18 protein-coding genes are annotated in these 23,147 nt (G+C 34.6%); 17 read left to right on the top strand and 1 reads right to left on the bottom strand.

Going from position 1 to position 23,147, the window contains the following annotated elements:
* Window positions 1-14: 14 nt before the first annotated feature.
* From FVB9532_RS07310 to FVB9532_RS07300, 3 genes are read left to right on the top strand one after another with little or no spacing between them, the layout of a single operon-like run.
* A complete protein-coding gene (locus tag FVB9532_RS07310) occupies window positions 15-566 on the top strand; it encodes an RNA polymerase sigma factor (RefSeq protein ID WP_150544556.1) in 552 nt (183 codons plus the stop codon).
* Window positions 567-580: 14 nt separating this feature from the next.
* Window positions 581-1,081 carry a hypothetical protein gene (locus tag FVB9532_RS07305; protein ID WP_150544555.1) on the top strand — a complete coding sequence of 167 codons (501 nt, stop codon included), beginning with the start codon at window positions 581-583 and terminating at the stop codon, window positions 1,079-1,081.
* Window positions 1,082-1,084: 3 nt separating this feature from the next.
* Window positions 1,085-1,507: a hypothetical protein gene (locus tag FVB9532_RS07300; protein ID WP_150544554.1), complete on the top strand. Its 423-nt coding sequence runs from the start codon at window positions 1,085-1,087 to the stop codon at window positions 1,505-1,507.
* A 2-nt stretch (window positions 1,508-1,509) separates the two neighbouring features.
* On the opposite strand, the gene FVB9532_RS07295 is transcribed toward FVB9532_RS07300, so the two are convergent.
* Complete coding sequence (locus FVB9532_RS07295) at window positions 1,510-2,574, bottom strand: WD40/YVTN/BNR-like repeat-containing protein (protein WP_150544553.1); 1,065 nt, start codon at window positions 2,572-2,574, stop codon at window positions 1,510-1,512.
* 139 nt (window positions 2,575-2,713) lie between these two features.
* Here FVB9532_RS07295 and FVB9532_RS07290 point away from each other — a divergent pair, with 139 nt between their 5' ends.
* The 14 genes from FVB9532_RS07290 (at window position 2,714) to FVB9532_RS07225 (ending at window position 23,110) form a co-directional block, all read left to right on the top strand.
* Entirely contained in the window at window positions 2,714-3,928 is a 1,215-nt protein-coding gene (locus tag FVB9532_RS07290; RefSeq protein WP_150544552.1) for an RsmB/NOP family class I SAM-dependent RNA methyltransferase, read from the top strand.
* Window positions 3,929-3,934: 6 nt separating this feature from the next.
* Window positions 3,935-5,818, top strand: a complete 1,884-nt coding sequence (locus tag FVB9532_RS07285) for an endonuclease (protein ID WP_150544551.1) — start codon at window positions 3,935-3,937, stop codon at window positions 5,816-5,818.
* 117 nt (window positions 5,819-5,935) lie between these two features.
* Complete coding sequence (gene purL, locus FVB9532_RS07280; protein WP_150544550.1) at window positions 5,936-9,622, top strand: phosphoribosylformylglycinamidine synthase; 3,687 nt, start codon at window positions 5,936-5,938, stop codon at window positions 9,620-9,622.
* A 216-nt stretch (window positions 9,623-9,838) separates the two neighbouring features.
* On the top strand, window positions 9,839-11,224 hold the full coding sequence (locus FVB9532_RS07275) for a glycosyltransferase family 2 protein (protein ID WP_228482268.1): 1,386 nt from the start codon (window positions 9,839-9,841) through the stop codon (window positions 11,222-11,224).
* Between the two features lie 308 nt (window positions 11,225-11,532).
* Window positions 11,533-12,144 (top strand): hypothetical protein, encoded by a 612-nt coding sequence (locus FVB9532_RS07270; protein ID WP_150544548.1) that lies wholly within the window; start codon window positions 11,533-11,535, stop codon window positions 12,142-12,144.
* A 252-nt stretch (window positions 12,145-12,396) separates the two neighbouring features.
* Complete coding sequence (locus FVB9532_RS07265) at window positions 12,397-14,184, top strand: AMP-dependent synthetase/ligase (RefSeq protein WP_150544547.1); 1,788 nt, start codon at window positions 12,397-12,399, stop codon at window positions 14,182-14,184.
* Window positions 14,185-14,404: 220 nt separating this feature from the next.
* Window positions 14,405-14,962 (top strand): RNA polymerase sigma factor, encoded by a 558-nt coding sequence (locus tag FVB9532_RS07260; RefSeq protein WP_150544546.1) that lies wholly within the window; start codon window positions 14,405-14,407, stop codon window positions 14,960-14,962.
* A complete protein-coding gene (locus FVB9532_RS07255) occupies window positions 14,952-15,503 on the top strand; it encodes a DUF4179 domain-containing protein (protein WP_150544545.1) in 552 nt (183 codons plus the stop codon). Before FVB9532_RS07260 ends, FVB9532_RS07255 begins: the two co-directional genes overlap by 11 nt.
* Window positions 15,484-16,575 carry a DUF4097 family beta strand repeat-containing protein gene (locus tag FVB9532_RS07250; RefSeq protein ID WP_150544544.1) on the top strand — a complete coding sequence of 364 codons (1,092 nt, stop codon included), beginning with the start codon at window positions 15,484-15,486 and terminating at the stop codon, window positions 16,573-16,575. The genes FVB9532_RS07255 and FVB9532_RS07250 overlap by 20 nt, the downstream gene beginning before the upstream one ends.
* A gap of 329 nt (window positions 16,576-16,904) precedes the next feature.
* Window positions 16,905-18,344 carry a BspA family leucine-rich repeat surface protein gene (locus FVB9532_RS07245; protein WP_150544543.1) on the top strand — a complete coding sequence of 480 codons (1,440 nt, stop codon included), beginning with the start codon at window positions 16,905-16,907 and terminating at the stop codon, window positions 18,342-18,344.
* A 183-nt stretch (window positions 18,345-18,527) separates the two neighbouring features.
* On the top strand, window positions 18,528-18,980 hold the full coding sequence (locus tag FVB9532_RS07240) for a MarR family winged helix-turn-helix transcriptional regulator (protein WP_150544542.1): 453 nt from the start codon (window positions 18,528-18,530) through the stop codon (window positions 18,978-18,980).
* A 2-nt stretch (window positions 18,981-18,982) separates the two neighbouring features.
* Window positions 18,983-21,388, top strand: coding sequence for a 3-hydroxyacyl-CoA dehydrogenase/enoyl-CoA hydratase family protein (locus FVB9532_RS07235; protein WP_150544541.1), 2,406 nt, complete (start codon window positions 18,983-18,985; stop codon window positions 21,386-21,388).
* Between the two features lie 88 nt (window positions 21,389-21,476).
* Entirely contained in the window at window positions 21,477-21,824 is a 348-nt protein-coding gene (locus FVB9532_RS07230; RefSeq protein ID WP_150544540.1) for a four helix bundle protein, read from the top strand.
* Between the two features lie 98 nt (window positions 21,825-21,922).
* Window positions 21,923-23,110: an acetyl-CoA C-acyltransferase gene (locus tag FVB9532_RS07225; protein WP_150544539.1), complete on the top strand. Its 1,188-nt coding sequence runs from the start codon at window positions 21,923-21,925 to the stop codon at window positions 23,108-23,110.
* Window positions 23,111-23,147: the final 37 nt, after the last annotated feature.

Raw genomic sequence — 23,147 nt, 5'->3', positions numbered from 1 at the left:
CTAATTAACCTACAATGGCTACCCAAGAAGAAGATGATAAAATTGTTGAACAACTTCAACAAGGAGAACATAAAGAAGAAGCGTTCTCTAAGTTGGTAGCTCTTTACAAAGAACGATTGTATTGGCACATTAGGCACATTGTAAAAAACCACGAAGATGCCAATGATGTATTACAAAATACCTTTATTAAAATTTTCAGGTACATTAAGAATTTCAAAGGCAACAGTAAACTTTACAGTTGGATGTACCGCATCGCTACCAACGAGAGCATTACCTTTATTAATAAAAAAGCAAAACAATTGCAGCTTTCCAGTCAAGAAATGCAAGATTACTTAGTTGATAATCTTGAGAGCGATGTCTATTTTGAAGGAGATAAAATTCAGTTAGCTTTACATAAAGCTTTAGCCACTTTACCTGAAAAACAACGACAGGTTTTTAATATGAAATATTTTCAGGATTTAAAATATAAAGAGATTGCTGAAATCTTGGAAGTTTCTGAAGGTGCTTGCAAATCAAATTATCACCATGCAAGTAAGAAAATTGAAGAATACTTAAAACAGGGTTAAACCTTTGATGATAAATGAAGTCTAAATCAAACATGAAAGAGAAAAAGAACATACCCCAAAATTCTGGTTTTAAAACCCCAGCTTCTTATTTTGAAGAATTCAAGGTAGATTTTTCTCAGATTGAAAACTCTTCTGCATTCAACCAAATTGAGAATTCAGGTTTTAAAACACCTACTCATTATTTTGAAAGCTTTAAGGTTGATTTACCCAAAGAAGAAAAAACCTCAAAAGTAATTCAACTTCACACCAAGCAAATCATTACGGCTATTGCGAGCATAGCAGCAGTTTTTATATTTATAGTATTGATTTATAAAAATCCTGTACAGCCTTTTTCTACAGAAGAAATTAGCTCATTAGCTATCGAAGACTATTTAGAGCAAAACGAATTTGATTTTGAAAATGAATTAAATTTTAACACTAATATTCAAGCACAACTAAATACTGTTGATAATGAAGCTATTTTAGATTACCTTAGTAATAATTCTGATATAACTTCGCTACTCAACGACGAATAAGTTATGATTAAATATATTTTTTACCTCACCATTTTCTTGTTTACATGCCAAACTTTTTCGCAGAACGAAGAAGATAAAAAAATTGAATCTTTAAAAACGGCTTTCATTACCGATGCCTTATCGCTTAACAAAAAAGAAGCACAGAAATTTTGGCCTATTTACAACTATTATGAAAAGAAAAAAGATAGCCTTTATGAAGATAAATGGTGCCGAGTAAAAAACGGGTTAAACACCATTGAAAATATAGAGGAAAAAAAGGCCGAAGAACTTTTGGACACTTATCTTCAAATGAAAGAAGAACGCCTTGAACTACGCAAAAGTTTTATTGAAGAATTAAAAAAATTAATGTCGAATAAGAAAATTTTAATGCTCAAAAAAGCAGAGCATGATTTTCACAAAATGCTATTAGAGAAATACAAGAAGTAATTTCATTCACCTGTATTTTCCATAAAAGTAAGCTTCGAGATTCTATTTTTACCGGCAGCATAAGCGACAAATTCATTGATAAAAGCAATCGTATAAAAAGATTCATCGCTTAATTTTTTCCAAGTCTTACCGTAATCTGAACTATAAGAAATTCCTTTATAGCCTACTGCAATTATTTCTTTTCCACCAGTATTTGGTACAAATTTCACACAACTTCGATATCCGGGATTTTTACTTTTTGCTACTACGCTCCAAGTTTCACCACCATCGGTAGTAACAATTTTATTATTGAAATTATTTTCAGGATTGGTATAATCCCCGCCAACAATCACACCCAAGTTTTGGTCGAAAAAATCAACGCTATAAGCACCACTAGTCGATTTTCCTGAAGTGATCGGCAAGTCATAAACCTTCCAAGTTTTCCCTTTATTTTTAGACTTATAAATTCTAGACTTTTCCCCTCCTGAAATAAACCAAGCATGTTCCCCAACCACTGAGATATTCGAGTTACTAGCAGCAAAAGCAGCTTCCCCTTTTAAAGCTTTTGGTAAATTATCACAAGAAACTTTCTGCCAAGTTTCTCCTCCATCACGCGTAATAATTACCGACATACATTCATCGGTAGGATCTCCAATGGCAATTCCATCGGTAGCATTCCAAAACGTCATCGCATCATAAAATACCTTTTCCCCTTCTTCGCGATAAACCAATTTACGCTTGCCAAAATAATTCACTTTATACAATAAAGCCGGGGTTCCGGCAGAAAGGATAAAATCACATTCATCGGTACTACCAATTGCCCTAAATTCTGTAGACGTATTTTGCTCACCAATTCTTCCCATAAAGGCCACCGAATGATCTGCTGTATTCAAATAACCAAACTTACCATTAGATCCAGCATAAAAAATATGACTGGGGTTTACTTTTAACGCACGAATACTTATTTCTTTCGTAAAGATATCTTCCACTGCTACCGAGCCAAACTCGTGCATAGCATTTTCTTGTTTAGCTACATTCACGCAGCTGGCAAAAACAAACAAAAAAATAAAACCCCAAATTAATTTCATGAATAGAATTTTTTCAAATATAACATTATTCGCTTAGTAAAAGTTGTAACTTCGCAGCCGCAATTTTTGTTCCTAAAAACTAGGTAGAAAGTATTTTATACTGGTTATAGGTAAGAAAAATAAATAAAAAAATTAAGAAATGAGATTGCACAGAAATTTGGTTTTTGCAACGATAGACACTTTATCTTCTATTTTTAACGAAGGTAAATATGCCGATAAAGAAATAGCCAAAACATTAAAAAGAGATAAGCGTTGGGGTTCACGAGACCGTAGCTTTATTGCTGAAACCACTTACGATATTGTCCGTTGGAAAAGGTTATACGCTGAAATTGCTGAAGTAAAAGAACCTTTTTCAAGAGAAAATTTATTTCGGCTATTTGCCGTTTGGGCGACACTTCGGGGAATTAAATTACCCGATTGGAAACAAATTGAAACCACTCCTACCCGAAGAATTAAAGGAAAATTTGATGAACTTTCTCAAATTAGAAAATTCCGTGAATCTATCCCTGATTGGTTAGACGAATTAGGCGTGGAAGAATTAGGGGAAGAAAAATGGACCAAAGAAATTGCTGAACTTAACGAGCAAGCTCCTGTTATCTTAAGAACCAATACTCTTAAAACTACTAAACGTGATTTAAGAAACCAGTTACAGGAAGAAGATATTGATGCAAAATACATCCAAGGTTATCCACTAGCTTTAGAATTAGAAGAGCGTGCCAATGTCTTTAAAACCAAAGCTTTTAAAGATGGCTGGTTTGAAGTTCAAGACGCTTCCTCTCAATTGGTAAGTGATTTTCTTGATGTTCAACCGGGAATGAGAATTGTAGATACTTGTGCAGGAGCCGGTGGAAAATCACTTCAACTGGCAGCAATTATGGAAAATAAAGGTCAAATAATTGCCTTAGATATCTTTAGTAATAAATTAAAAGAACTAAAGCGTCGAGCTAAACGTGCAGGAGCTCACAATATAGAAACTCGATTGATTGACAATAATAAAGTCATCAAAAAACTGCATAATTCTGCCGACCGTGTATTAATTGATGCGCCTTGTAGCGGTTTAGGAGTTTTAAGCCGTAATCCTGATGCCAAATGGAAATTGCAACCAGAATTTATTAAAACCATACAAGAAACCCAAGCCGATTTATTAGACCGCTATTCTAAAATCATGAAAGATGATGGAAAAATGGTCTATGCCACTTGTTCCATTCTCCCTTCAGAAAATCAAAAACAAGTACAGGCTTTTCTTCAACGGGAAGCAGGCAAAGATTTTAAACTAGTTAAAGAAAAAATAGTCTTAGCTAACGAAAGTGGTTATGATGGTTTTTACATGGCTCAATTAGAAAAATCAAAATAAATTTAAATGAAAAAGAATTTAATTTCGCTATTATTAGTTATTGTAAGTATTTCACTTGTCCAAGCACAAGTACCTTCAGGCTATTACGATTCTGCTCAAGGATTAACTGGTTATAGCCTAAAAACTGAACTGAGCGATATTATAACCAACGGACATAATCCTCAAGGTTACGGTGATCTTTGGGATGCTTACTATAATTCAGATGTCGATGATTATTACGAAGATGATGGAAGCCTTTTAGATATCTATTCTGAAAACCCTACCGGAGCCGATCCTTATAATTATTCTTTAGGAAGCGATCAATGTGGAAATTATAACGGCGAAGGAAGCTGTTACAATCGGGAGCATCTTTTCCCTAAAAGCTGGTTTAACGACCAATCACCAATGTATTCTGATATTCATCATATCTATCCTACCGATGGCTATGTGAATGGACAACGCAGTAACTTCTCTTTTGGAGAAGTAAGCAATGCTTCTTGGACCTCTCAAAACGGAACCAAAAAAGGGAACAATAGTTACGATTTTCCCGGAGCTTATAATGGGACTGTTTTTGAACCTATTGATGAATTTAAAGGAGATGTAGCCCGAGTATATTTTTACATGGCAACGCGTTACGAAAGCCAGATTGACGGTTGGGAAAACAATACTGCCAATAGTGATATTGCCTTAAATGGTACCTCCACTCAAGTTTATGAAGATTGGTTTTTAGCCATGTTAATCGATTGGCATAATGCAGATCCTGTTTCACAAAAAGAAATCGACAGAAATAATGCAGCTTATAATTTTCAAGGAAATAGAAATCCGTTTATCGACAATCCCCAATACGTAGCTCAAATTTGGGGAACACCGGATAATGAAGCTCCAACTGCTCCCACCAATTTATCTTACACTAATTTAACCGATGATTCGGTTCTATTAACTTGGAATGCAGCCACCGATAACGTAGGAGTAGTTTCCTATGAAATAAAACAAGACGGGAATATTATCGCTACTGTTTCTGAAAATACTACCTCCTACCCAACCACCGGTTTATCTCCTGAAACTTCTTATACCTTTGAAATTTTTGCTTTAGATGCCTACGGAAATATTTCTAACCCCAGTAATAGTTTAACCATCACTACCTTAGAAGCACCAAATGTGATTTTTATTGAAAATTTTGAAGATTGCGAAAATGTACAATTTACTGCCATAAGTGAGTTAAGCGATTTAGATTGGGAATGCACTGAAGAATTTGGAGAAAACAATTCTGGAGCTTATCAAATGAATAGTTTTTCAAACGGACAAGTACCCAGTATTGATTGGTTAATTACTAGCAACAGCATAAATTTTGATAATTACACCAATGAAACTTTAAGTTTTTTCACAGCAGCATCTTATGGAGATTCAGAACTTCAGCTATTATATTCCAATGATTATAATGGCAATGGCTCACCCTCCAATTTTACTTGGGAGGAAGTACCTAATGTAACTATTCCATTACACTCAACTGGAAATGCAAATGTTGAAGAAAATTATTTTTCAAATATTAATATTAGTAGCATTACCGGTGAAGTATATTTTGCTTTTAAATACGACACTTCCAACGGAGAGCAAGCTACACGATGGACTGTAGATAGTTTTGTGATTGAAGGAGAAGAAGACCTTTCAACTACAAGCAAAAGTCAACTTCAATTTAGTATTTACCCTAATCCTTCCAATGGAATTTTGAATATTTCAATTCCTACTGTAGAAAAGTTTTCTTACAGGATTTATGATCTAAATGGAAGATTACTTCAACAAAACAATAATTCAACTCAAAAAATTTCAGTTGAAAATTTAGCTAGTGGACTTTATTTACTACAAGTTTCTTCAAAAGGAAAAGTGGCCACTAAAAAATTAGTCATCAACTAAAAGTTATTAACGATAGTAAGTGAAAAAGCGACAAGATTTTGTCGCTTTTTTTATATCTTAAATTCCCCATAAAAAGTTAAATTTGCCTTTTTAAAACACAACGCAAATCACCCAATTATGATTCTTTTCTTCGGGAACCCAAAATCTACCCTTTATGCGGTACAAGTTCAAAAAGACTTAACTTCAGAAGACGTAAAAAAACTCAACTGGCTTTTTGGCAATACAACACAAATTAACCAAAAAACCCTGGAAGGTCATTTTGTAGGTCCGCGTGCCGCGATGGTCACCCCTTGGAGTACTAACGCGGTAGAAATCACCCAAAACATGGGAATTGAAGGAATTAATCGTATAGAAGAATTCCATGGAGTTACCCCAGAGTTTAAAGATTTTGACTCGATGATATCACAAAAGTATCCAGAACTTCATCAGGGTATTTATGATATTGATCTTCAACCCGAAAAAGTAATCGAAATCGAAGACATTGAAGCCTATAATCAAAAAGAAGGTTTAGCTTTAAGTAATGAAGAAGTTAACTATTTAGAACAACTTTCTAAAAAATTGGGGAGAAAGCTAACCGATTCTGAAGTATTTGGTTTCTCACAAGTCAATTCAGAACACTGTCGGCATAAAATTTTCAACGGAACTTTTGTAATTGATGGCGAAGAAAAACCAACTTCGCTTTTTAAACTTATTAAAAAAACTTCTGAAGAAAATCCGAATGATATTGTATCGGCATATAAAGATAATGTGGCATTTATAAAAGGCCCAAAAGTGGAACAATTCACTCCAAAATCTGCTGATAAACCTGACTTTTATCAAAATACGGAATTTGAATCTGTAATTTCTTTAAAAGCAGAAACACATAATTTCCCAACCACTGTTGAACCATTTAATGGAGCCGCAACCGGAAGCGGTGGAGAAATCAGGGATCGTCTGGCCGGTGGTCAAGGTTCATTGCCACTCGCAGGAACCGCAGTTTATATGACGTCATACAGCCGATTGGAAGCGGGTTCATTAAACTCTAATCAAGAAAGGCCTTGGGAAAAAGCAATGCAAGAACGCAAGTGGTTGTATCAAACCCCAATGGATATTTTAATTAAAGCTTCCAACGGAGCTTCCGATTTTGGTAATAAATTTGGTCAGCCATTAATTTCCGGTTCTGTATTAACTTTTGAACACAAAGAAGATGATCGCGAATTAGGCTATGATAAAGTAATTATGCTAGCTGGAGGGATTGGTTATGGTAAAATAGACCAAGCCATCAAAGCCACACCACAAATCGATGATTCTATTGTGATTTTAGGGGGTGAAAATTACCGAATTGGAATGGGCGGTGCCGCAGTTTCTTCAGCAGATACAGGCGAATTTAGCAGCGGTATAGAATTAAATGCCATTCAACGTTCTAACCCAGAAATGCAAAAAAGAGCAGCCAATGTAATTCGTGGGATGGTGGAAGCCGATAAAAACCCAATTGTTTCCATTCATGATCACGGAGCCGGAGGTCACTTAAACTGCTTAAGTGAATTGGTAGAAGATACCGGCGGCAAAATAGATTTAGACAAACTTCCTATTGGCGACCCTACTCTTTCAGCAAAAGAAATTATTGGTAACGAATCTCAAGAACGTATGGGATTGGTAATCAGCAAAGAGCAAATCGCAACCTTAAAACGGGTAGCAGAGCGTGAGCGTTCTCCTATGTATGAAGTAGGAAATGTAACCGGAGATCATCAATTTACCTTTAAAAGTAAAACCACAGGAGAAAAACCGATGGATTTAGCACTTTCAGATATGTTTGGAAGTTCTCCTAAAACCATCATGAACGATAAAAAAGTAGATCGTAAATATGCTGAATTAATTTACGATACTTCTAAAATATACGATTACGTACAACAAGTTTTACAGTTAGAAGCGGTGGCCAGCAAAGATTGGTTAACCAATAAAGTTGACCGTTGTGTATCTGGACGTGTGGCCAAACAGCAAACCACCGGACCTTTACAATTACCTTTAAACAATGTTGGTGTAATGGCTTTGGATTATAAAGGAAAAGAAGGTGTAGCTACCAGTATTGGTCACTCCCCTATTTCAGCTTTGATAGATCCTGTTGCGGGTTCTAAAAATTCAGTTGCCGAAGCCTTAACCAATATGGTTTGGGCTCCATTAAAAGACGGATTAAAATCGGTGTCACTTTCTGCAAACTGGATGTGGCCCTGTAATAATGAAGGTGAAGATGCACGTTTATATGAGGCGGTTGAAGGACTATCAAATTTTGCCATCGCTTTAGGAATTAACGTTCCTACCGGGAAAGATTCACTTTCCATGAAACAAAAATATCCCGATAAAGAAGTCATTGCTCCAGGTACGGTAATTGTTTCAGCTGCCGGAAATTGTAATGAAATCTCTAACGTAGTTGAGCCTGTTTTCCAAAAGGAAGGTGGTGAAGTATATTACATTAATTTCTCGCAAGATGAATTTAAATTAGGAGGTTCTTCTTTTGCCCAGGTTTTAAATAAAATTGGAACCGAAGTCCCTACGATTAAAAATGATGAAAAATTTGCTTCTGCCTTTAACACCATTCAGCAACTCATTAAAGAAGGTTTAATCCTTGCCGGTCACGATGTCGCTTCCGGTGGCTTAATTACTACCCTTTTAGAAATGTGTTTTGCGGATACTAGTTTAGGTGCAGAACTAGATCTTTCTAAATTAAATGAAGAAGATTCTGCTAAAGTTTTATTCAACGAAAACAGTGGAATTGTTTTTCAAGCGAAAGACAATTCAGTAGAAAACTTATTGAATGAAAACGGAATAGAATTTTTCAAATTAGGATTAGTTACAAAGAATGCTGAATTAAAAATAATTAATCACAGTGATAATTTCATTTTTGATATTGAAATGTACCGAGATACATGGTTTAAAACATCTTATTTATTAGACCAAAAACAAAGCGGACAAAAAAAAGCAAACGAGCGCTTTAATAATTATAAAGAGCAACCACTTTCATTTAAATTCCCAGCAGAATTTACTGGTAAGCTCCCCATAATCGAAGGTTCTTCCCCTCGAATAAAAGCGGCCATTATTCGTGAAAAAGGTTCCAACTCAGAACGTGAAATGGCACGTGCGATGCACTTGGCCGGTTTTGACGTAAAAGATGTTCATATGACCGATTTAATTAGCGGTCGGGAAACTTTAGAAGACATTCAATTTATTGCTGCTGTTGGTGGATTCTCCAATTCTGATGTTTTAGGAAGTGCAAAAGGTTGGGCAGGTGCTTTTCTTTATAATGAAAAAGCAAATACTGCATTAAAAAAGTTCTTCGATAGAGACGATACTCTTTCTTTAGGAGTTTGTAACGGTTGCCAATTATTTATAGAGCTAGGTTTAATTAATGCGGGGCACGAAGAAAAACCAAAAATGTTGCATAATGATTCGCATAAGTTTGAATGTAATTTCACTTCTGTAGAAATTCAAAAGAACAATTCTGTAATGCTTTCCAATTTAGCAGGAAGCAAATTAGGAATTTGGGCAGCTCACGGTGAAGGTAAATTTAGTTTCCCTTACGAGGAAGAGAAATACAACATTGTAGGAAAATATGGTTACCATGCTTATCCTGCCAATCCAAACGGATCTGATTTTAATACCGCTATGCTCACCGATGATTCTGGTCGTCATTTAGTAATGATGCCTCACTTAGAACGTTCAACGTTTAGTTGGAACTGGGCATATTATCCAAAAGACCGAAAAGGCGATCAAGTTACACCTTGGCTAGAAGCTTTTGTAAATGCTAGAAAATGGCTAGAGCAAAAATGATTTATAAGAAATCATGAATAATCATAAACGCTTGAGATTTCCTCTCAAGCGTTTTTTTTGATCTTAATTCCACACTTTTTGTGGAATTCTTCCACAGTTCTTACAAACAACCATTTCCATAAAGCACTGTTTTTTAGCAAAATAAATTAATGGCACATCATTAGAATAAGCTATATCAAATCTAATGTTGTACAAACTAAAAAATTACTTATGGAAATGAAAAAAGAAGCAACCCCATCCCCGAAAAAAAATTCAAACTCTCCTAATCAATTAGTATTATTGGGTACTTTTCTATTGCTTTTTGGAGCTTTAGCAGTTTCTTATTTTTTCTATCCCTATTTCCAAGAAATTCATTTAGAAAAAATGACCAACTTTGACAATATTTTAAAATATGTTGGCTTTACCTTGTTGGCAATACAGATTAGTTTTTTAGTCTACCTATTTGTTTTATACTTAAAATATAAAGTAGTCAAACCGGTTGCTAATGAATCTCTCCCAACTTGTACCATAATTGTACCCGCATACAATGAAGGGGAGTTAGTCTATAAAACTTTGATCAGTTTAGCTGAAAGTGATTATCCCGAAGAAAAGATGCAACTAATTTCAATAGATGATGGTAGCGCAGATGATACATGGAATTGGATGCTTAAAGCTAAAAATGAACTAGGTGAACGTTTAACAATTTACCAACAACCTAAAAATAAAGGAAAAAGACACGCATTGTATAGAGGATTTAAGTTAGGTACTGGCGATATTTTCATTACCGTAGATAGTGATTCTATTGTACAAAAAAATACACTTAGAAATATGGTTAGTCCATTTGTTGGAAATCAAAAATGTGGTGCTGTTGCAGGAAATGTTAGAGTTCTAAATCGTAAAAAAGCACTTATCCCTAGAATGCTGAATGTAAGTTTTGCATTTAGCTTTGAATTTGTACGTTCAGCACAAAGTACATTGGGCACCGTAATGTGTACGCCTGGAGCTTTAGCGGCTTATCGTAAAGAAGCTGTTTTCAACTGTCTTTCAGACTGGATTAATCAAAAATTTAATGGTCAACCTTCAGATATTGGTGAAGATCGTGCGATGACCAATATGATTTTAAAGCAAGGTTACCATGTTTTATTTCAACGTAATGCACTTGTGTTTACTAACATTCCAGAACGATACAAAAACTTGTATAAAATGTTTATTCGTTGGGAAAGAAGTAATGTTAGAGAAAACATAGCCATGAGTAAATTTGCTTTTAAAAACTTTAGAGAAGGAGCTAAATTAGGTACGAGAATATTATTATTAAATCAGTGGATAAAAATATTACTTGCTTACCCTTTGTTATTGGTAATGCTTTATTTTGTGATTTCTTCACCTCTATTGTTTATAACATCAGCACTTGTAAGTATATTAGTTTTGTCTAGTGTTCAGGCTATATTTTATGCTAAAAAGCACGAACTATCAGACTCATTTTGGGCATATCCTTACAGCATATTTTACACCTTTACTTTATTCTGGATTACGCCTTATGCGATTGCTACAGCAAGTAAAAGTGGTTGGTTAACAAGAGAATTACCTCAGAAAAAAATAGCTATTACTTTAAATAAAAATTAAAGTCAGCAATAATATATATCATAATGAATTCCTTTTGATAATCCAACAAATAATTAAATTTCAATAATTTACCTAAAGCCATGCTCACTGAAGATCCTTATTATCATTTAGAATTAATACCCCACAAAGCATTCTATTTTTAGTTCGAACTGAGCATGGCTATATTATCCAAAATACCGAAAAGAAAATCAAGTTAGACCTTGGGCTATAAGCTTTTGTAAATACTAGAAAATGATTTGAGAAATTCTAAATAATTGCTATAATTGCATATATAAAATTTAACTTATCATTAACAATTATTTACAAGAATGAAAAGAATTCTACCCATTTCCCTATGCCTTATTTTAACCTTATTAACAAGTTGTGCTTCAAAGTATAAACTTATTAATCCAGAAAAAATAAATTACGTTTCAAAGAACGAAAATAAGGATGTAAGCTTAGAATATAAATATGATTTACTTCATAAAAAGTATGCAAAAAAAGAAGAAAATAAAGATATAAAAGTAGTAGCAGTTAAAATTACTAATAACTCTGACCGTGATTTAACGCTTGGTAGGGATATGAAATTAGCTTTTGACAATGGCAATGACATTCATATTTTAGAGTCGGAAAAGGTTTTTGACGAACTTAAACAAAAACCCGCTTTTTATTTATTCTATTTATTGCTTACCCCATTAAACTTATACACAACTAATTCTAGAGGAGAAACAGAAGACTCTGTCCCTATTGGATTAATTGTAGGACCTGGTCTTGCGGCAGGAAACCTTTTAGGGGCCAGTGGTGCAAATAAGAATTTTAAAGAAGAACTGATGCATTATGATATCTATGGAATGGAAATTCCTAAGGGCCAAACAAAATACGGTTTAATAGGTATTAAATCTGATAGCTACGAAACCTTGGTTTTAAAAGTAGAGGAATAAACATCTCATAAACTTAACTTTATAAAGCTGAATTAAATTTAATTCAGCTTTTTTATTTCATAACATTCAAAACTTGTAAGATTTTCTAATAATTAATTTAGAATATTAATTTGTTTTATGAATCTTTAAAAATTTTCCCAAAAAAAAATCAGAATTAGTTAATTGAATAATTTTAGGAAGGTTTTTTTATAAATTTAATATAAATTAAACAGTTTATTTTATATTTTGCAGTGTACAAATTGATTTCCCCCTATGACTGAAATTAAAAGATTATTCGATTTCCCATATTATCAGTTAGAAAAATTCAATCTAAACAAGTCGCTTGTTACCAAATATAACGGCGAGTGGATAGGTACTTCAACTGAAGAATACGTAGCAAAAGCCAACAAAATAAGTAGAGCTTTACTAAGAATGGGAATAAATGCAAATGATAAAATTGCGTTGATATCTACTTCTAACAGAACCGAGTGGAATATCATGGATATCGGTATTCTACAAGTAGGTGCTCAGGATGTCCCTATCTATCCTACTATTTCTGAAGAAGAATATGAATATGTTTTAAACCATAGCGAATCTAAATACTGTTTTGTTTCAGATGAAGAGGTACTCGCTAAAGTCAACAAAATAAAAGATCGTGTTCCTAGCTTGAAAGAAGTTTATTCATTCGATAAAATTTCAAACACAAAAAACTGGTCAGAACTTTTAGAACTCGGGGAAGATGAAAGTAACCAAGGAGAAGTAGAACGCATCAAAGATTCTATTACAGAAGATGATTTAGCAACGATTATTTATACTTCAGGAACTACCGGAAAACCTAAAGGGGTTATGCTATCCCATAAAAATATCACCAGTAATGCCATCAATAGTGCCACCCGTCTTCCCTTAAAAGAAGGAAGCAACGTGGCTATTAGTTTTTTACCGGTTTGCCATATTTATGAACGGATGTTGCTTTATATGTACCAATATGCCGGGGTAAGTATTTATTTTGCTGAATCTATCGATAAAATCAGCGAGAACCTCAAAGAAGTTCGTCCGCATGTGATGTCGGCTGTCCCCCGTCTTTTGGAAAAAGTTTATGATAAGATTATCGCAAAAGGTTCAGAATTATCTGGAATTAAACATAAACTATTTTATTGGGCAGTAGAATTAGGATTAGAATGGGAACCTTATGAAAATAATGGTTGGTGGTATGAGTTTAGACTCAAAATCGCTCGGAAACTCATCTTTAGCAAATGGCAAGACGCTTTAGGAGGAAGATTAAATGTAATTGCTTCCGGAAGTGCTGCACTTCAACCCAGATTAGCTCGGGTTTTCAATGCTGCAGGAATCGGTGTTATGGAAGGCTACGGGCTAACAGAAACTTCTCCGGTTGTTGCCGTTAATGATATGCGTAACCACGGATTTAAAGTAGGAACAGTTGGAAAACCATTACCTGATACAAATATAAAAATTGCAGATGACGGGGAAATTATGATTCAAGGGCCCCAAGTAATGATTGGTTATTACAAAGATGAAGAAAAAACCAATGAAGTTCTTACCGAAGATAAATACTTTCATACTGGTGATATAGGACAAGTGGATGCTGATGGTTTCTTAAAAATCACCGATCGTAAAAAAGAAATGTTTAAAACCTCCGGTGGTAAATACATTGCACCTCAACTTATAGAAAATGCAATGAAACAATCGCGGTTTATAGACCAAATTATGGTGGTTGGTGAAGGTGAGAAAATGCCCGCAGCTTTAATACAACCCAACTTCGAATTTATAGAAGACTGGGCTAAGCGCAAGAAAATAAAATTAGGTGATTCTAATGAAGAAATAGTTAAAAACAGTGATGTTATTGAAAGGATTCAGCAAGAAGTAGATTTTTACAATGAACGCTTTGGGAAATGGGAACGTGTAAAACAATTTAGATTAACACCAGATGTTTGGTTAGTAGAATCAGAACACCTTACCCCTACTATGAAAATGAAGCGTAAAGTAATTAAAGAAAAATACAAAGATCTTTACAACGATATCTACGGTCATCCTAACTCTTAAAAAATTTATTCAAAAAAATAATCATAACTCAGAATTGTATTAAATTCTGAGTTTTTTGTTTTTAAAAGATTTTCAAAACTCATGATTACTCTTCCTACCCAACAAATAGGTTTAAAATAAAGTAAATTTCCATTATCACACATAGCAGATATAAAAAAAACTATTCAAACTGTAACAAACCGCAACAAGCCATATCTTTATAATAGAAACAAGTTAATTTTTGCAACCGACCATTACCCATATTAACGATCTTATTAAGGACTGTCGTAAAGGAGACCAAAAAGCTCAACTGCAAGTTTACAATAGGTATTATAAAGCGATGTATAATACAGCACTAAGAATTGTTCACCATAGTGCTGAAGCAGAAGATATCATGCAAGAATCCTTTCTAAGTGCTTTTGCAAAAATAAACTCTTATAAGGGAGATGCCACATTTGGAGCTTGGCTGAAAAGGATTGTAGTTAATAATAGTATTAATGCTCATCAAAAAAAGTCGAGGTACGAAGAAGTAAACTATAAGGATTATCTTCAAAATGAAATCGAGGAAAATACAGGAATAACGAATGATGATATCCAAAACCAAAAGATAAAACTAGTCTTGCACAAAATGCAGGAACTTAAAGAAAATTATAGAATTTGCCTCACACTTCACCTTATTGAGGGATACGACTATGAAGAAATAGGAGAAATTTTAAATATCTCCTATGCCAATTGCAGGACAACCATTTCTCGTGCAAAAGAGAGTTTAAGAAAAAAAATGATGAAAGATGAAAAATGATGATTTTTTTGAAGAGTTAAAGAACTTAAATTTTGATACGGCTGAACCTACTTCGGGACACGAAGACCGTTTTCATACCAAATTAAAACAGTACCAACCTAAAACCAATAAAGTAAAAGTATTATGGTTCTCACTAGGCGGTGTCGCAGCTGCATTGCTAATTGGTTTACTTGTAATGGGTACAAGCTTTAATTCATTTTCTTTTTACAAAGAAGGAGATTTAGCCAGTGTTTCACCGGAAATGAAAAAAACTCAAAATTTCTATAGTAACCTTATTGAGCAAGAACTTAAATCTATAGAAGATAAAAGAACACCAGCAACCAGTCAAATTATCAACGATGCATTGGTACAAATGCAGACCTTAGAAAAAGAATACGACAAATTAAAAAAAGACCTTTTAAAAAGTGGAAAAGATAAACGCGTAATTTTTGCCATGATCAATAATTTTCAACAAAGAATTGATCTTTTAAAACAAGTACTAGAACAAACACAAAGAATTAATGAACTTAAAATTTATAAAAATGAAACCAATACTCTATAAATTGTTTTTACTGGCCCTATTCTTTCCGGCCGTAAGCTTTGCAAATCATGATTATAAAGAGAAACATACCAAAGAAAAAAAAGTATCGAAAGAATTTTCTGTATCCCAAAAAGGGACACTAAAAATAGATAACAGCTATGGAAACATTGATATATCTACTTGGGACCAAGACCGGATTATCATTAATGTCTTTATAAAAACCAATGGCAATAATGCTGAAGAAGTTCAAAAAAAATTAGATCATATTAATGTTGTATTCAACCAAAAAGGTAATGAAGTAAGTGCAGTCACTCATTTTGAAAATGAAAACAAATCTTGGTGGAGTGGGATCTTCGGGAATAGCAATAACGTAAATATGGAGATTAATTATGTGATAAAAGCGCCCGCACAACACAATATAGATATCGATAATGATTACGGAGCAATTTATATGGATAAACTCTTAGGAAATACAAATATTTCCTGCGACTATGGTAAAATTGATATAGGTGAATTGAGAGGGGAAAGTAATACGTTAAAATTCGATTATACTAGAAATAGTCATTTCGGTTATATTACCAATGCCACTATTCAGGCTGATTATTCTGGATTTACCATTGAGGAAGCCCAAAACATCAACCTACGGGCAGATTATTCTGATTCTAATATTTCCAAAGTAGAAAACCTTCAATTTAATTGCGATTATGGAAGCATCTCTGTAGAAAAAGCGAGAAATATCGAAGCCCGTGGTGACTACCTCAGCACGAAAATTGGTCGTGTATTTTCTTCATTAGACCTAAAACAAGCTTATGGCTCGGTACGTATAGATAAACTTATGAAGGGTATTAAAAATGTGGAAATAAAAACCGATTACTCCGGAATTAAATTAGGGTTTGATGCCGAAATGGATTTTCAGTTTAATGTTGATTCCTCTTACGGTGGAATTAGCGGCACCAGTGATCTAGAAATTCTTAAATCTTATGAAGAAAGCTTTAGCAAAAAAATCACAGGCTACTATAGAAACCAAAATAGTAACACTCAACTTCATATATCCAATAGCTACGCCAATATAAATTTTAAAAAAGTCCCTTAAATCAACACCTTTTTAATTATTTTAAAGCTTCTTAGTTTGATACTAAAATCTCTTCCGACCAAAATTAGGACAAAAATGTAGATAGCAAGAAGTTGATAATTACCATTAACCTTACTGAATTTATAAACGTTCAGCTTATATTAGCTAGAGAAAAGAAAGAAGTTTAACCATTAAAGCCGAAAGTAAAAGTTTGATTCCAAAAGGAATAAATTTAAGTATCCTGAGAAACCAAACGATATAATTTACTGTAAATTAGTTTTTTACATAAATTTATCAAATAAAATCTCAACATATTGTTTTATATTTATAGGAACCAAAATAATTATCCTATGAAAAACTTTTACTTATTACTCTTCTTTCTAACCACTAGCTTTTTTGCTTTTGCCCAAACAGAATTCATTACCACATGGGAAGTTAATGATAACGATTTAAGTATAACCATTCCTACTACTGGGACAGGTTATGATTACAGTATTGATTTTGGAGACGGTAATTCTGAAAATAACATTACCGGAGATGTAACACATACTTATAATTCTGCCGGAATATACACAGTTACTATTTCGGGAAATTTCCCGAGAATATATTTTTCTGATAATCAAACTGATGCTGATAAAATTTTAAGCATAAACCAATGGGGAAGCAACCCATGGCAATCTATGCAATCGGCATTTGCTGGCTGTTCTAATCTACAAATTCTAGCAGTAGATACTCCAGATTTAAGTCAAGCTACTAATTTAAACTTTATGTTTAGTTCAACAGAAGTTAATCAACCCATAAATAACTGGGACGTATCGAATATCACTTCCATGCGTGGAATATTTTTTGCTGCTACTAATTTTAACCAGCCTCTTGATAATTGGGATGTGTCTAATGTAACCGACATGAGCTATATGTTTACTGCTGCAAGTGCTTTTAATCAGCCTCTTAATAATTGGAATGTTTCTAATGTCACCAATATGGAAAGTATGTTTAGTTCTAATCAAAGTTTTAATCAGTCTTTAAATAATTGGGATGTTTCTAATGTAATCAATATGGAAAGTATGTTTAGTGCTTCGATTTTCAATCAACCAATAGACAATTGGAACGTATCAAATGTAACAAATATGAATTTTATGTTTATGAGTAGTCAATTTAACCAGCCACTTAATAACTGGAATGTATCAAGTGTTACAAAGATGGATAATATGTTCAGTAGTACAGAAAATTTCAATCAACCTCTTTCTAATTGGGATGTCTCCAATGTGACTACTATGTTCGCAATATTTAGCTTAGCAGAAAATTTTAATCAAGACCTTTCTAATTGGAATTTTAATCCTGCTGTAGATTTTAGAAGAATAGTTTCTAGCAGTAATTTGGATATTGAAAATTACGATGCTTTATTGGCTCATTTTGTAGAGTTAGGATATACTAACAAAATTTTTAGAGGTATTGATCTTATTTATTGTAACGAAAATGATCGAAATTTTTTAATCAATAATTTAGGTTGGGACATTAGCGAAGACACACCAGCTGAAAATTGCAACCTTTCTACAATGAATGTGAACTCTCCTAACTTTACGCTATACCCTAACCCAACTTCAGGAATTGTATTTATAGCATCTCCCAATAAAAACATCATCCAAACAATAGAAATACTAAATATTAACGGACAAAAAATCCAAACCATTAAAAAATCGTTTGAAAAAATTGATTTAAGCCAATTTTCATCAGATATTTATTTTTTAAAAATAAATGGAACTATTACCCAAAAAATAATTAAAAAGTAATTCAGGAAATAGGTCTATTCTATCAATAAATTACGATCATTTTAAAATTATTATTAAGTTATTGTTAAACTCCTCAAACAGAAGGAGTTTTTTTATGAATATCATTAATTTCAATTAAAATTTACCTACTTTTGTTATGCGTGCATAATATTTTTCATTATCTTTGATTGCACATCAAATTATATGAGAGAAAAAACAATAGATTATGTACTTAGAGCTACTTGGATTGCTGTAGCTAAAATGTACAACGAAGAAGCGGGTAAAAAAGGTAGCACGATGGCAACTGGATTTGCTCTTTTAAATATAGACCCTGAAGAAGGTACACCATCTACCTCTTTAGGTCCTAAAATGGGAATGGAAGCCACAAGCCTTTCCAGAACCCTAAAATCAATGCAGGAAAAAGGATTAATTGAAAGAAAAAGGAACCCTGAAGATGGCAGAAGTGTTTTAATTACCCTTACAGACTACGGTCGTGAAATGAGAGCCTTCTCTAAAGACGTAGTACTCCAATTTGACGATGCCGTAAAAGAGTCTGTACCAGAAAAAGACATTAAAACCTTCATTGAAGTAGCACATACGATAATGGAATTAATTAATAATAAAAAAATTTATAAACCTGAAACCTCAGCTAAATAATTATGAAGCGAACAATCAATAAAGTTGCTGTCATTGGATCAGGAATTATGGGTAGCGGTATCGCCTGCCACTTCGCCAATATTGGCGTAGAGGTATTACTGCTTGACATCGTTCCGCGAGAACTCAATGAAAAAGAGCAAAAAAAAGGACTTACCTTAGAAGATAAAGAAGTGCGTAATCGCATCGTCAACGATTCCCTTCAAAATTCTTTAAAATCCAAGCCCTCTCCTATTTACCATAAAGATTTTGCCAATCGCATAACCACCGGAAATTTAGAAGATGATATCGCTAAAGTTTCTGAAGCCGACTGGATTATCGAAGTGGTAGTAGAACGATTAGACATTAAAAAACAGGTTTTTGAAAAACTTGAAAAACATAGAAAACCGGGAACTTTAATCACTTCCAATACTTCCGGGATTCCCATTAAATTTATGAACGAAGGAAGAAGTGAAGATTTCCAGAAACATTTCTGTGGAACACACTTTTTCAATCCGCCACGATACTTACGCTTATTCGAAATTATTCCTGGACCCGATACTTCAGGAGAGGTATTAGATTTCCTCAATGACTACGGAAAAAAATTCCTTGGAAAAAAATCGGTGATCGCCAAAGACACACCGGCCTTTATCGGAAACCGCGTTGGTATTTTCAGCATTATGAGTTTGTTCCATATGGTAAAAGATATGGATATGACCATTGAAGAGGTCGACAAATTAACCGGACCGGTGATTGGCCGCCAGAAATCGGCTACCTTCCGTACTGTAGATGTTGTTGGTTTAGATACTTTGGTGCACGTTGCCAACGGTTTGTACGAAAACGTTCCCGAGGATGAAGCCCACGATCTTTTTGCACTACCAGACTTCATCCAAACAATGATGGATAACAAATGGTTGGGAAGCAAAACCGGACAAGGTTTTTATAAAAAAGAAAAGAAAGAAGATGGTTCCAGCGAAATCAAATCACTTGATCTTGATAAAATGGAATTCCGCGATCGAAAAAGCGCGAAATTTAGTGTATTAGAGCAAACCAAAACCATCGATAAACTTAGCGATCGCTATAAAGTTTTAATTAAAGATGAAGGAAAAGCAGGGAAGTTTTACCGCAAAAACTTTTCAGCATTATTTGCTTATGCTTCCAACAGAATTCCAGAAATTACTGATGAACTCTACAAAATTGATGATGCGATGCAGGCCGGTTTTGGATGGGAACACGGTCCATTTCAGGTTTGGGATGCACTTGGTGTAGAAAAAGGAATTGAAATGATGAAAGCTGAAGGTTACGAGCCTGCAGCTTGGGTTTCAGAAATGGTGGATGCCGGTATTACTTCCTTTTATTCCGTAAAAGAAGGAAACACCTATTATTATGAAATCCCGAAAAAGGAACACGTAAAAGTTCCCGGACAAGACTCCTATATCATCTTAGATAATATTCGCGAATCTAAAGCCGTATTCCAAAATAGTGGCGTTGTCGTTGAAGATTTAGGTGATGGCATTCTAAATTTAGAATTCCGCAGTAAAATGAATTCTATTGGAGGTGATGTACTTGATGGAATCAACAAAGCGATCGATCTGGCTGAAAAAGAATACCGTGGACTCGTAGTATCGAACGACGGAAAAAACTTCTCGGTAGGTGCTAATATCGGAATGATCTTTATGATGGCAGTAGAGCAGGAATATGATGAGCTGAATATGGCCATTAAATACTTCCAAGATACGATGATGCGTATGCGCTACTCCTCTATCCCTACCGTATCTGCTCCGCATAATATGGCGCTGGGTGGCGGCTGCGAACTTTCGTTACACGCCGATAAAGTGGTGGCTCACGCCGAAACTTATATTGGTTTAGTGGAATTTGGTGTTGGGGTAATTCCCGGCGGTGGCGGTTCTAAAGAAATGACCTTAAGAGCTTCTGATACCTACCAGAAAGATGATGTAGAGTTGAACCGATTACGCGAAAATTTCCTCACTATCGGAATGGCAAAAGTATCCACCTCAGCTTACGAAGCTTACGATACCAATATTCTGCAAAAAGGAAAAGATATTGTGGTGGTGAACCGCGACAACCAATTAACCATCGCGAAAAAACACGCGCTATTAATGGCAGAGAATGGCTACACCAAACCAATTATGCGCAAAGACATTAAAGTTTTAGGAAAACAAGCTTTAGGAGCTTTTTATGTAGGAACCGATCAGATGAATGCCGGAAAATACATTAGCGACCACGATAAGAAAATCGCTAACAAACTGGCTTATGTAATGGCTGGTGGAGACCTATCGGAAGCTTCTTACGTAAGCGAACAATATTTATTAGACCTAGAACGTGAAGCTTTCTTAAGCCTTTGCGGAGAACGAAAAACTTTAGAACGCCTTCAGCATATGTTACAGAAGGGAAAACCGTTGAGAAACTAAGTATAGATTGTAAACTGTAGAGTTAGAACTGTAAACCGTAGATTGTATACTGTAAAATGTAAATGGTAGACTGAAATTTGTAAGAGTTATGAATTACTTCAAAGAATTAAAAGTTTGGGAAAAAGCAATTAATCTAGTGACTGATACATACACAAAAAGTAGGAATTTCCCAAAAGAAGAGCTTTATGGTCTTACTTCTCAAATTAGAAGATCTGCTGTATCGATACCTTCCAACATTGCAGAAGGATGTGGCAGAAAGACCAATAAAGATTTTGCTAATTTTTTGGGAATAGCACTTGGATCTGCATTTGAACTAGAAACCCAACTGATAATTGCCAAAAATCTTAATTTTCTAAGTCCAGATGTTTTTGGACATTTTGAAAGGGAAATTCAACATATTCAGAATATGATTATCAAATTACAATCAACTCTATAAGAAATGAATTCAAGACATATTGTAAATACAGTATACAATTTACGAAATACAATAGACGTCTAAAGATATAGACTTCTCAATTCTAAATACTAAAAATAATGAAAACAGCATACATAGTAAAAGCATACAGAACCGCAGTGGGGAAAGCACCCCGAGGTGTGTTCAGATTTAAAAGACCAGATGAACTGGCAGCGGAAACCATCGAATATATGATGGACAAACTTCCGGAATTTGACAAAAATCGTATCGACGATGTGATCGTAGGAAATGCAATGCCCGAAGCGGAGCAAGGCTTAAACGTAGGTCGGTTAATCTCTTTAATGGGATTAAAAACCGAAGACGTAGCCGGAATGACGGTAAACCGCTATTGCGCTTCAGGCTTAGAAACCATCGCTATTGCTTCCGCTAAAATTCAAAGTGGAATGGCAGATTGTATCATCGCCGGTGGTGCCGAGAGTATGAGCTACATCCCAATGGGAGGTTACAAACCGGTTCCCGATTATAAACTGGCAAAAGAAGGTCACGAAGATTATTACTGGGGAATGGGATTAACTGCCGAAGCGGTGGCCAATCAGTACAACGTTTCTCGGGAAGACCAGGATGAGTTTGCCTACAATTCTCACCAAAAAGCTATAAAAGCACAGGCTGAAGATCGTTTTCAAGATCAAATTGTTCCCATTACCATAGATCAGACTTATGTAGATGACGACGGAAAAAAGAAAACCAAAAGCTACACCGTAACTAAAGATGAAGGTCCACGTAAAGATACTTCTGAAGCGGTATTGAATAAACTTCGACCTGTATTTGCAGAAGGTGGAAGTGTAACTGCCGGAAACTCTTCACAAATGAGTGATGGCGCTGCTTTTGTAATGGTGATGAGCGAAGAAATGGTAAAAGAACTCAATCTTGAACCTATTGCCCGAATGGTGAGTTATACTGCGGTTGGTGTAGAGCCAAGAATTATGGGAGTTGGACCGGTTAAAGCAATTCCCAAAGCCATCAAACAAGCTGGGTTAAAACAAGATGATATTTCATTAATCGAATTGAACGAAGCCTTTGCTTCTCAGTCGCTAGCGGTCATCCGTGAATTAGGATTAAACAAAGATATCGTGAATGTAAACGGCGGTGCGATTTCTATGGGTCACCCACTGGGTTGTACCGGAGCTAAACTATCTGTTCAGATTTTTGATGAAATGCGTAAACGCAAGCTTAACAACAAATACGCAATGGTTACTATGTGCGTAGGAACCGGACAAGGTGCTGCGGGAGTTTATGAGGTATTCTAATCCCCACCTAACCTCCCCTAAGGGGAGGAATTTAAAT

The organism is Mesonia oceanica, from assembly GCF_902499555.1.
GTDB classification, from domain to species: Bacteria; Bacteroidota; Bacteroidia; order Flavobacteriales; family Flavobacteriaceae; genus Mesonia; species Mesonia oceanica.
The sequence above is the reverse complement of the archived record's forward strand: the minus strand, read 5'-3'. Positions and strand labels throughout refer to the sequence as shown.

Bases quoted from the DNA above. Each gene is read 5' to 3' on its own strand.
- FVB9532_RS07240 (WP_150544542.1), top strand. From the start codon at position 18,528: ATGAGAGAAAAAACAATAGATTATGTACTTAGAGCTACTTGGATTGCT.
- FVB9532_RS07255 (WP_150544545.1), top strand. From the start codon at position 14,952: ATGAAAAATGATGATTTTTTTGAAGAGTTAAAGAACTTAAATTTTGAT.
- FVB9532_RS07310 (WP_150544556.1), top strand. From the start codon at position 15: ATGGCTACCCAAGAAGAAGATGATAAAATTGTTGAACAACTTCAACAA.
- FVB9532_RS07300 (WP_150544554.1), top strand. From the start codon at position 1,085: ATGATTAAATATATTTTTTACCTCACCATTTTCTTGTTTACATGCCAA.
- FVB9532_RS07270 (WP_150544548.1), top strand. From the start codon at position 11,533: ATGAAAAGAATTCTACCCATTTCCCTATGCCTTATTTTAACCTTATTA.
- FVB9532_RS07290 (WP_150544552.1), top strand. From the start codon at position 2,714: ATGAGATTGCACAGAAATTTGGTTTTTGCAACGATAGACACTTTATCT.
- FVB9532_RS07265 (WP_150544547.1), top strand. From the start codon at position 12,397: ATGACTGAAATTAAAAGATTATTCGATTTCCCATATTATCAGTTAGAA.
- FVB9532_RS07295 (WP_150544553.1), bottom strand. From the start codon at position 2,574: ATGAAATTAATTTGGGGTTTTATTTTTTTGTTTGTTTTTGCCAGCTGC.
- FVB9532_RS07275 (WP_228482268.1), top strand. From the start codon at position 9,839: ATGAAAAAAGAAGCAACCCCATCCCCGAAAAAAAATTCAAACTCTCCT.
- FVB9532_RS07250 (WP_150544544.1), top strand. From the start codon at position 15,484: ATGAAACCAATACTCTATAAATTGTTTTTACTGGCCCTATTCTTTCCG.
- purL (WP_150544550.1), top strand. From the start codon at position 5,936: ATGATTCTTTTCTTCGGGAACCCAAAATCTACCCTTTATGCGGTACAA.
- FVB9532_RS07245 (WP_150544543.1), top strand. From the start codon at position 16,905: ATGAAAAACTTTTACTTATTACTCTTCTTTCTAACCACTAGCTTTTTT.
- FVB9532_RS07235 (WP_150544541.1), top strand. From the start codon at position 18,983: ATGAAGCGAACAATCAATAAAGTTGCTGTCATTGGATCAGGAATTATG.
- FVB9532_RS07285 (WP_150544551.1), top strand. From the start codon at position 3,935: ATGAAAAAGAATTTAATTTCGCTATTATTAGTTATTGTAAGTATTTCA.
- FVB9532_RS07225 (WP_150544539.1), top strand. From the start codon at position 21,923: ATGAAAACAGCATACATAGTAAAAGCATACAGAACCGCAGTGGGGAAA.
- FVB9532_RS07305 (WP_150544555.1), top strand. From the start codon at position 581: ATGAAGTCTAAATCAAACATGAAAGAGAAAAAGAACATACCCCAAAAT.
- FVB9532_RS07230 (WP_150544540.1), top strand. From the start codon at position 21,477: ATGAATTACTTCAAAGAATTAAAAGTTTGGGAAAAAGCAATTAATCTA.